Raw genomic sequence first — 9,941 nt, 5'->3', positions numbered from 1 at the left:
GGGCGCCGGTGAAGGCCGCAAGCGCAGCAACGGACGCGGCGACAGCCGCCAGGGCCTCCCTGCCCTCCGCACTCCACACCGTGCTTTCCATGCCTTCAGACTAGAAGGTGCCACCGACATTGAATGAGGAAGCCGGAACGCGGTGTGGGCCGACGCCGGCACGGCCGCGGACCGAGGTACCGACGCCGCCCTGCCGGTGGGAGCGTCCCCGGGCAGCCCCGGCGGGTACCCCTCCCGCGGGGCTGATTTTTCTCACCCGGTGCGGAGGAGTGGCCGCCGGTTGCCGCGGGCCATACTGGGAAAATGCCGACGAGCCATACCCGCACCCGCGGCGTCCGAGTCACCGACCTGGCCAGGCTGGCCCTTGTCTGGGCCGCCTCGACGGCAGCCCTCATCGTCACCGGCGCGCGGCTCCAGGGGTTCTCTGCATCCAGTTGGTGGGACTATGCCGCCGTGGCCGGTCTGGTCCTCCGCCCCGCGCTGGTGGAGATCTCGGCCCGAGTTGGCTGGCTGGCGGCGCTTCTTACCGCTGTTGTCGGTCAGGCCCTGATCATGTATGTCTGGCGTCGGCGAGCTGGCTGGCCGGGCTGGCCGACTTGCCGGCGACCTGCTGGATGTACTCCTGCTGGGCGGCCTGTTGTTCGGCCACGATGGCCATCTGCCGCTCGGTCATGCTGCGGCCCCGGGCGATCAGGTAGATGAGGGCGCCAAGCCAAGGCACGAAGACCAGCAGTATCACTGAGCCGGCTTTACCCCAGCCGCTGAGCGATCGGTCGCCGAACAAGTCAAACAGGCAGTGGAACCAGATCATCAGGGCCGCGATCCAGATGAAGAACCAGAAACTCCATAGCAGGATGTCCCAGAAGTCAGTCGTAATTGAGTCCATGGCTACTCCTCCAGTTGTGCCCGCCGGTGTCCGGCCCATCGCGTCGCGCACGAATCCGGCCGGAATGGCGGAACATCTGCCGGGGCCCGATGCAGGCCCTCTATGGCCAGCCTGCCCGGGCGGGACTCCGCATCGCCCGTGAAGGATGAGGTGGCGCTGCAAACCCGGAGCGGCGGCCCGGAGCGGGTTGCCTGAAAGGTCGGCCCGCGGCGGCCTGGAATGTCATTCCGGAGCGGCGGCCCGAAGCGGTGGCCTGAGAAGTCGGCCCGGGGCGGCTGGGAGGATCGGCCCGCGGTGGCCGCCTAGAAGGAGTGCTCGGGGCCGGGGAACTGGCCGGAGCGCACGTCCTCGCCGTAGGCCTTCGCGGCGTCGCTGAGTGAGGTGCGCAGGTCCGCGTACTGCTTGACGAACTTGGCCATCCGGCCGCCACGCAGTCCCGCCATGTCCTGCCACACCAGCACCTGGCCCGTGGTCGCGTTGCCGGCGCCGATGCCGATGGTGGGGACGTCGACGGCGGCGTCGACGGCAGCCGCCGTCGACGCCGGCACCATTTCCATCAGGACGCAGAACGCGCCGGCGTCGGTGAGGGCGACGGCGTCGTCGATGAGTCGCTGGGCGTCATCGCCGCGGCCCTGCACCCGGTAGCCGCCGAGGGCGTGCTCACTTTGCGGCGTGAATCCGATATGCGCCATCACGGGAATGCCGGCCTGGACCATGGCCCGGACGGTTTCGGCATAGAACTTCCCGCCCTCGATCTTGACCGCGTGGGCGAGTCCTTCCTTCAGGAACCGGACGCCGGTGGCCACCGCCTGCTGGGCGGAGACCTCGTAGCTGCCAAAGGGAAGGTCCGCCACCACGAGCGCGCGCTTGGCCGAGCGGGTGACGGCGCGGCACAGGGGGAGCAGCTCATCCACGGTGACGGGCAGGCTGGTTTCGTTGCCGAAGACATTGTTGGAGGCCGAGTCGCCCACGAGGAGGACCTCGATGCCGGCCTGGTCGAAGATTTCCGCCGTGTACTGGTCGTATGCGGTCAGCATGGCAAAGCGCTCACCATTGAGCTTGGCCTGGCGCAGGTGGTGGGTGCGGATCTTCGCCACCGGCTTCCGGGCGCCGGGTTCCTGGCCCGCCGCCGAGGCCGCAGCCTGGCCCGACGCCGGGGCGGCAACCTGGCCCGCCGCGGCCGCGTACGTGACCGCGGGAGCCGGGCCGCTGCCGTAAGGGGCGGCTAGTTCTTTAGGCATGCTGGAATCGGGACTTGTGCTTGAGGCCATGGCAAGAGCGTAGTGCGATACCGCGCGTCCTAGCTACTGGGCTCCAGTCCGTGGGCACATGAGTCACGTCACACGGCCCCCGGCAGAAGGACCCGGGGGCCGGTCCGGGGCGTCGAATTCGGGGTTCCACGCGTTAACGCTGTGTTACGCGGGGCAGCTGCGCCAGCAATCGGTGGCAATGATTAGTAAAGTGAACGGTGAGCAGCTGCGGGACCCACGCACGACGGGCCTGGGGCACGGACGAAAGAACCGGAAAGAGGCCACTATGGACCGCCAGCAAGAGTTTGTCCTGCGGACGATCGAAGAGCGCGACGTGCGGTTTGTGCGGCTGTGGTTCACCGACGTCGTGGGATCGCTGAAGTCCGTGGCGTTGGCCCCGGCCGAAGTCGAAGGGGCGTTCGAGGAGGGCCTGGGCTTTGACGGCTCCTCCATCGAGGGCCTCGCCCGTGTCTTCGAGTCCGACATGCTGGCCCAGCCGGACCCCGCCACCTTCCAGATCCTGCCGTGGCGCGGCGAGACCGAAGCGACGTCCCGGATGTTCTGCGACATTCTGACTCCCGACGGCGAACCCTCCGCCGCTGATCCGCGCAACGTCCTCAAGCGCAACCTGGCCAAGGCCGCGGACATGGGCTTCACCTGCTACACCCACCCCGAGATTGAGTTCTACCTGCTTAAGTCCCAGCAGCCGGGTCCGGACGGCGCCCCCGTCCCCGTGGACGAGGGCGGCTACTTCGACCACGTTCCGGGCGGAGTGGCACAGGACTTCCGCCGCACGGCCGTGACCATGCTGGAATCGGTGGGGATCTCCGTCGAGTTCAGCCACCACGAGGCCGGCCCCGGCCAGAACGAGATCGACCTGCGCTACGCGGATGCCCTGCAGACCGCGGACAACATCATGACCTTCCGCACCGTGATCAAGGAGGTCGCGCTCCAGCAGGGCACGTACGCCACCTTCATGCCGAAACCGTTCACGGCCCACCCGGGTTCCGGCATGCACACCCACTTCTCGCTCTTCGAGGGCGACACGAATGCCTTCTACGAGGCAGGTGCGGAGTTCCAGCTTTCCGAGACGGCCCGGCAGTTCATCGCCGGCATCCTCAAGCACGCCCCGGAATTCACTGCGGTCACCAACCAGTTCGTGAATTCCTACAAGCGGCTCTGGGGCGGCGGAGAAGCACCCAGCTACCTCAGCTGGGGCCACAACAACCGCTCGGCACTGGTCCGCGTCCCGCTGTACAAGCCCGGCAAGGGACAGTCCGCGCGGATCGAGTACCGCGGCATCGACTCGGCAGCCAACCCCTACCTGGCCTACGCCGTGCTGCTGGGCGCCGGACTCAAGGGCATCGAGGAGGGCTACCAGCTTCCCGCCGCCGCCGAGGACGACATCTGGTCGCTGAGTTCGGCCGAGCGCCGTGCGATGGGCCACGATCCGCTCCCGGCCAGTCTGCACGACGCCATCCGCTCGATGGAGGACTCCGAACTCATGCCGCAGATCCTGGGTGAGCAGGTGTTCGAACACTTCCTGCGCAACAAGCGTGCCGAGTGGCAGGACTACCGTCTCCAGGTCACGCCCTACGAGCTGCAGCGCAACCTCGGCATCCTTTAGGCGGCCCCGGTGAGCCTGGCACGACGCCTCATCGCCGCCGGTTTCAGCGATCTGGAAAACGGCGAGCGGTGGCTGGCCGCCCCGGAACTGGAGGGCCTGGACCAGGACCTCCTCTTCTCCGGGCTGCAGCTGGCCGCGAACCCGGACACGGCACTGCAGTCGCTGGTCCGGCTGATCGAAAAGCACCCGGACCTGCGGAAGCTGGCGGTCGCGGACCCGGAACGCAGCGAACCCATGTACCGGGTGCTGGGCGCCTCGGAGGCGCTGGGGGAGTTCCTGATCCGCCACCCGGAGCACCTTGATGCCTTCGAGGTGACCGCCAGCCCGGAACCGCGCGCCGCGGACGCCGCAGAACTGCGCGCCCGGTTGCTGCGCTCCGTGCAGGCCGATCCGAGATCCGCCCGCCCGGTCGCGGCGCTGACCGGGCAGGAAGGCTACGTGGCGCTCCGCACGGAATACCGGCGCGGCCTCGTCGAGCTCGCCGTCAAGGACCTCTGCGCCGCCGATCCGCTGGACTTCATGCCCGCCGCGGGCGCGGAGCTGGCGGATCTCGCCGGCGCCGCGATCGAGGCGGCCCTGGCCGTCTCGCGGGCCGAGGCCGCCGAGCACTTCAGTGCCACCGAGGTGGCCGACGTCGGACTGGCCGTCATCGGCATGGGCAAATGCGGTGCCCGCGAACTCAACTACATTTCCGACGTCGACGTCATCTACGTGATTGAGTCCGGCGAGCTCGACGATTCGCGCGCCAACACGATCGGCACGGCCCTGGCCTCCGGCATTTCCCGGGCGATCATGTCCGTCGGCCGCGAACCCGGGCTGTGGGAGGTCGACGCCAACCTGCGTCCGGAGGGCAAGTCCGGGCCGCTGGTCAGGACCCTTGCCTCACATGAGAGCTACTACGCCCGCTGGGCCGAGAGCTGGGAATTCCAGGCCCTCCTCAAGGCCCGGACCATTGCCGGGGACACCGACCTCGGCGCCCGCTACGAGGCCGCCGTCGCGCCGCTGATCTGGTCCTCCGCCGGCCGGGAAGGCTTCGTGGAGTCCGTCCGCTCGATGCGCCGCCGGGTCACCGAGCATATCCCCGCCGAGGAGGAGCAGCGGCAGATCAAGCTGGGCCGCGGGGGATTGCGTGACGTCGAATTCACCGTCCAGCTGCTGCAGCTGGTGCATGGCAAGTCCGACGAGACGCTGCGCTGCCGCGACACCACCTCGGCCATCGCCGCGTTGTCCGCGGGCGGCTACATCGGCCGCTCCGACGCCGCCGAGTTCGACCGCGACTACCGCTACCTCCGGCTCCTCGAACACCGGATCCAGCTCTTCCAAATGCGCCGCACCCACCTCATGCCGGTCAAGGAAGCCTCGCTGCGGGCCCTCGCCAAGGCCGTACTCGGGCCCTTCTCCAGTGAACGGCCCAAACCTGATGCCCTGGCCGAGGCCTGGCGCAAGACCAAACGCTCCGTCCGTGAGCTGCACGAACGCATCTTCTACCGCCCGCTGCTCAACACTGCGGCGGCGCTCAGCAGCGAGGAGGCCAGGCTCAGCCCGGAAGCCGCGCAGGGGCGCCTCGCCGCCCTGGGCTACCTGGATCCCAGCGGCGCCATGCGCCACATCGAAGCCCTCACCGGCGGAGTCAGCCGCCGCGCCGCGCTCCAGCGCCAGCTCCTGCCGATCCTGCTCGGCTGGCTCGCGGAGGGCGTGGACCCCGACGCCGGGCTGCTGGCTTTCCGGCGGGTCAGCGAATCTCTCGGCACCACGCACTGGTACCTCGGGATGCTCCGGGACTCGACGGCGGCGGCCGAGCGGCTCTGCCACGTGCTGTCCAACTCCCGCCTGATCGCGGACCTGCTGGAAGTCTCACCCGAATCCGTGGCCTGGCTTGGCTCGGACAAGGAACTGGTGCCCCTGCCCTTCGAGGCGCAGTGGCTGGAGATTGTCTCGAAGATGTCCCGGCACGCGGAGCCGGAAAGCGCGATGCGCCTGATCCGGCTGATCCGCCGCCGCGAGATCCTGCGGATCGCAATCGCCGACAGTGCGGGTCTGCTGGACCAGGACCAGGTCGGCGCAGCGCTGGCCGACACCGACCGGGCCGCTGTCCTGGGTGCACTGCGGGTCGCAGAAACCATGGTCACCGCGGACGAGCCGCTCAAGACGCATGTTCTGGTGGTCGCCATGGGCCGGCAGGGCGGCCGGGAGATCGGCTACGGCTCGGACGCGGACGTCATGTACGTGCACCGCGGCCTTGCCGGAGTCCCGGAGGACGAGGCCCAGCAGCAGGCCCTGCAGATCGTCAGTAGGCTCTCCAGCCTGCTGACCCAGCCGCTCAAGCCCGCCATCCTCGCCGAGCGCGTTCTGATGGTGGACGCGGACCTGCGTCCGGAGGGCAAGAGCGGGCCGATGGTGCGGTCGCTGGAGTCTTATGCGGAGTATTACCGCCGGTGGTCGCTCGTGTGGGAGGCGCAGGCGCTGCTGCGTGCCCGCCCGATGGCCGGCGACGACGCACTGGCCGCCGCGTTCGTGGCCCTGATCAACCCGATCCGCTACCCCGAGTCGCTCTCCGAGCAGGACGCGCGCGAGGTCCGGCGCGTCAAGGCCCGGGTGGAAGCGGAGCGGCTGCCCCGCGGCGCGGATCCGGCCCGGCACCTGAAGCTGGGCCGTGGTGGCCTGAGCGACGTCGAATGGCTGACCCAGCTGCTCCAGCTGCAGTACGCCGGACAGCACCCCGAGCTGCAGACCACCTCCACTGTGGAGGCGCTCGAGGCGGCCGCCGCCGTCGGGATCCTCGACGCGGAGGACGTGGTGATCCTGCTCCGCGCCTGGCGCCTGGCGAGCCGGATCCGGTCCGCCAACGTGATCTGGACCGGCCGAGCCTCGGATGTGCTGCCATCCTCCCGCCGGGACCTGGAAGCGGTGGCCCGCTGGTGCGGCTACGGGCAGGGCAACGCCGCCGCACTCGAGGAGGACTACCTGAGGCTCAGCCGCCGCGCCCGGAGCGTGTTCGAGCGGGTTTTCTACGGCCAGTAGCGATGCCAGTCGGGCTCCCTGGCGGGATCCTGGCGGGATCCCGCCGGGGCCGGCGGGATCTCAGGCGGTGGCCGTCAAGGGCTGACACGCGCAGGGCGCCGGTGCTACTTTGGGCCCATGGCCAAGCAAATGTTCCTGAATCTTCCCGTGAAGGACCTCGACACATCGGTCGGGTTCTTCACCGCGCTGGGGTTTTCCTTCAATCCCGACTTCACCGATGAGAACGCCACGTGCATGATCATCAACAAGGACGCCTTTGTGATGCTCCTGGTGGAGAACTACTTCAAGACCTTCACGTCCAAGCCCATCGCTGACGCCCGCAGCACCACCGAAGCGATCATGTCTTTCTCCCTGGACAGCCGCGAAGCAGTGGACGAGCTGGTCAAAACGGCACTCACCGCCGGCGGAACCCCGTCCGAGGAAGCGCAGGACTACGGCTTTATGTACACCCACAGCTTCCAGGACCCGGACGGCCATCTGTGGGAAGTCTTCTGGATGGACCCGGCCGGGCCGCCCAAGGACGCTGCACTGTGAGCTGACCGAGGCACCGGAGGCAGAGCGCCCGCCCGGCGTGGGTAGGCTTCCTTTATGGCTGAACATGTGTGGCTGCTGCCGCTGAAGGACCTCGACGACGACGCGCGCGCCATCAAGCTCGGGGAGATTGCCGGACTCGAGGTCCGGGAAGGCCAGCGCCTGTTTGTCGGCGAGCCGTTGCGGATGGTGCTGATCGGCCTGGAAGAGGTGTCCCGCCACCCCTTCGCTATCGACGCCAACGGATCCGCCGTCGGGGTCCTGACCCTGCAGACCGGAGCCGCGACCTTGGCCGGCTGGGCGGACGACGACTCGGTCTGGCTGCTGCGTGGTTTCCTGATCGACCGCCGGCAGCAGGGCAAGGGCCTGGGCACGCTGGCAGCGGCGGCCGCGGTGCGGGCCGCCGGGAAACTGACGGCAGCCCTCGGCGGCGGTCAGGCCGGCGTCGTGCTCTCGGTCAACGAACACAACCCGGCCGGGCAGGCCGCCTACCGCAAGGCCGGGTTCGAGGACCGCGGCCAGTACCTGGGCGGCGACGCCGGCCCGCAGCGGACCATGTACCGGCCCTTCTGACCCGCAGAGGGGAAATGCCGGTCCTGAGGCTGGGATCCGGTATTCCGTCAACTTACCTTGACCCCCGAGTGGGTTGTCACCTAATGTTGACGAAGGAGGTACCCGGTGAGAACACTGATCGGTTCTATGGACGGCAAGGGCCCGGCGGAGGCGCTGTACGAGGTCGCCGAGCTGCGCAAGGAAGTGGCCCGCACCGAGACGGAAATGGTACTGCGCGCGCGCCGGGCGGGTCTGTCGTGGGAAGCCATCGCAACCTGTCTCGGCGTCAGCAAGCAGGCCGTGCACAGGAAGTACGGGAAGCGCTGAACCGGGCTGCGGGCGGCAACGGCACAAAGACAAGCGGCCCCCACCGTGAGGTGGGGGCCGCCGTCGTGCAGTCCCTGGGGGAACAGCGTCCAGCTAGACGCCGTAGTACAGCTCAAACTCGTAAGGGTTCGGGCGCAGCGAGAGCGGACGGATCTCGTTCTCGTACTTGTACTCGATCCAGGTGTCGATCAGGTCCTGGGTGAAGACGCCGCCGGCCTGGAGGAACTCGTTGTCCTCGGCCAGGGCATCCAGGGCCTCCTCGAGCGTGCCGGGAGCCTTGGGGATGTCCTTGGCTTCCTCTGCGGGGAGCTCGTAGAGGTCCTTGTCGATCGGGGCGGGCGGTTCGATACGGTTGCGGATGCCGTCAATGCCGGCCATCAGCTGGGCAGCGAAGGCCAGGTAAGGGTTGGAAGAGGGGTCCGGAGCGCGGAACTCGATGCGCTTGGCCTTCGGGTTGGAGCCCGTGATCGGGATGCGGATGCCAGCGGAGCGGTTGCCCTGCGAGTAAACCATGTTGACCGGAGCTTCGAAGCCCTTGACCAGGCGGCGGTAGGAGTTCACCGTCGGGTTGGTGAAGGCCAGCACGGCGGAGGAGTGCTTCAGCAGGCCGCCGATGTACCAGCGGGCCATGTCGGACAGCCCGGCGTAACCCTTCTCGTCGTAGAACAGCGGCTCGCCGCCGGTCCACAGCGACTGGTGGCAGTGCATGCCCGAGCCGTTGTCACCGAAGACGGGCTTCGGCATGAAGGTGACCGACTTGCCCCAGGCATCGGCGGTGTTCTTGATGACGTACTTAAACTTCTGCAGGTCATCAGCCGCGTGGGTCAGGGTGGTGAACTTGTAGTTGATCTCAGCCTGGCCGGCGGAGCCGACTTCGTGGTGGCTGCGCTCGACCTCAAGGCCGGCCTCGTCCAGGGCGATGCACATGGCATCGCGAAGGTCGGCCTGCTTGTCGGTGGGGGAGACGGGGAAGTAGCCGCCCTTGACCGGGGTCTTGTAGCCGAGGTTTCCGCCCACTTCTTCGCGGCCGGTGTTCCAGTGTGCTTCCTCGGAATCGATCTTGTAGAAGCTGCCCTGCGGGGAGGACTCGTACTGGACGTTGTCGAAGACGAAGAACTCTGCCTCAGGTGCAAAGAATGCGGTGTCGGCGATGCCGGTGGAAGCCAGGTAGGCCTCGGCTTTTTCGGCAACGCCGCGGGGGTCGCGGTGGTACGGGTCACCGGTGCGTGGGTTCACGATCGAGAAGTTCAGCGCAAGGGTCTTCTCCATGCGGAACGTGTCGAGGAACGCCGTCGTGACGTCCGGGATGAGCTGCATGTCCGACTCGGCGATGCCCTGGAAACCGCGGATCGAAGATCCGTCGAAGAGCTGGCCGTTGACGAAGAAGTCGGCGTCAACGCTCTTGGCGGGCACGTTGAAGTGCTGCTGAATGCCAGGGAGATCGGTGAAGCGAATATCGACGAACTTAACGTCTTCGTCTTTGATGAACTTGAGGACTTCGTCCGCAGTCTTGAACATCTATGCTCCTTATGCATGGGAAATATCTGGCCGTCAGGCCGTGTGGTCCAGCGCAGTCCGGCAGCGGGAAAAACACAAAAAGTCTCCCCGCTCCTATGCCGCTAGCAACTGTTACCACCCTAAGGACACGGGGTTTCCCCGCGGTGTCCGCTTTGTTTCCGGCAGGTTACAGAATGCCCTGACAGGTAAACGGTAGTCGCTGTCCACAACGTGGCCTATCCGTGACCAG

General features: G+C 67.6%; 8 protein-coding genes. 5 read left to right on the top strand and 3 right to left on the bottom strand.

The annotated features are described in order from the left end of the window. Positions 1–550: 550 nt before the first annotated feature. Both ACZYZ3_RS17555 and panB read right to left on the bottom strand, forming a co-directional pair. The gene (locus ACZYZ3_RS17555) at positions 551–886 is read right to left on the bottom strand and encodes a hypothetical protein (RefSeq protein ID WP_463965086.1); all 336 of its coding nucleotides are present in this window, start codon (positions 884–886) and stop codon (positions 551–553) included. 302 nt (positions 887–1,188) lie between these two features. Further along, a complete protein-coding gene (gene panB / locus ACZYZ3_RS17550) occupies positions 1,189–2,157 on the bottom strand; it encodes a 3-methyl-2-oxobutanoate hydroxymethyltransferase (RefSeq protein ID WP_463965085.1) in 969 nt (322 codons plus the stop codon). A gap of 265 nt (positions 2,158–2,422) precedes the next feature. Between panB and glnA (ACZYZ3_RS17545) the strand changes: the two genes are divergently transcribed. The 5 genes from glnA (ACZYZ3_RS17545) (at position 2,423) to ACZYZ3_RS17525 (ending at position 8,194) form a co-directional block, all read left to right on the top strand. Continuing rightward, entirely contained in the window at positions 2,423–3,763 is a 1,341-nt protein-coding gene (glnA, locus tag ACZYZ3_RS17545) for a type I glutamate--ammonia ligase (RefSeq protein ID WP_282383217.1), read from the top strand. 9 nt (positions 3,764–3,772) lie between these two features. Continuing rightward, on the top strand, positions 3,773–6,784 hold the full coding sequence (locus tag ACZYZ3_RS17540; protein ID WP_463965084.1) for a bifunctional [glutamine synthetase] adenylyltransferase/[glutamine synthetase]-adenylyl-L-tyrosine phosphorylase: 3,012 nt from the start codon (positions 3,773–3,775) through the stop codon (positions 6,782–6,784). 117 nt (positions 6,785–6,901) lie between these two features. Further along, positions 6,902–7,318: a VOC family protein gene (locus ACZYZ3_RS17535; RefSeq protein ID WP_463965083.1), complete on the top strand. Its 417-nt coding sequence runs from the start codon at positions 6,902–6,904 to the stop codon at positions 7,316–7,318. A gap of 54 nt (positions 7,319–7,372) precedes the next feature. Further along, positions 7,373–7,888 (top strand): GNAT family N-acetyltransferase, encoded by a 516-nt coding sequence (locus ACZYZ3_RS17530; protein WP_463965082.1) that lies wholly within the window; start codon positions 7,373–7,375, stop codon positions 7,886–7,888. A gap of 105 nt (positions 7,889–7,993) precedes the next feature. Next, positions 7,994–8,194, top strand: coding sequence for a death domain-containing protein (locus ACZYZ3_RS17525; RefSeq protein WP_463965081.1), 201 nt, complete (start codon positions 7,994–7,996; stop codon positions 8,192–8,194). Positions 8,195–8,287: 93 nt separating this feature from the next. Here the strand turns inward: ACZYZ3_RS17525 and glnA (ACZYZ3_RS17520) are convergent, their stop codons facing one another. Continuing rightward, the gene (glnA, locus tag ACZYZ3_RS17520; RefSeq protein ID WP_463965080.1) at positions 8,288–9,712 is read right to left on the bottom strand and encodes a type I glutamate--ammonia ligase; all 1,425 of its coding nucleotides are present in this window, start codon (positions 9,710–9,712) and stop codon (positions 8,288–8,290) included. Between the last annotated feature and the right edge of the window lie 229 nt (positions 9,713–9,941).

The sequence above is a fragment of the Pseudarthrobacter linnaei genome (assembly GCF_055412825.1).
This window is presented reverse-complemented; position numbering and strand designations above follow the sequence as displayed.

Coding starts and splice junctions, on each gene's coding strand:
- ACZYZ3_RS17535 (WP_463965083.1), top strand. CDS start 6,902: ATGGCCAAGCAAATGTTCCTGAATCTTCCCGTGAAGGACCTCGACACA.
- glnA (WP_463965080.1), bottom strand. CDS start 9,712: ATGTTCAAGACTGCGGACGAAGTCCTCAAGTTCATCAAAGACGAAGAC.
- ACZYZ3_RS17530 (WP_463965082.1), top strand. CDS start 7,373: ATGGCTGAACATGTGTGGCTGCTGCCGCTGAAGGACCTCGACGACGAC.
- panB (WP_463965085.1), bottom strand. CDS start 2,157: ATGGCCTCAAGCACAAGTCCCGATTCCAGCATGCCTAAAGAACTAGCC.
- ACZYZ3_RS17555 (WP_463965086.1), bottom strand. CDS start 886: ATGGACTCAATTACGACTGACTTCTGGGACATCCTGCTATGGAGTTTC.
- glnA (WP_282383217.1), top strand. CDS start 2,423: ATGGACCGCCAGCAAGAGTTTGTCCTGCGGACGATCGAAGAGCGCGAC.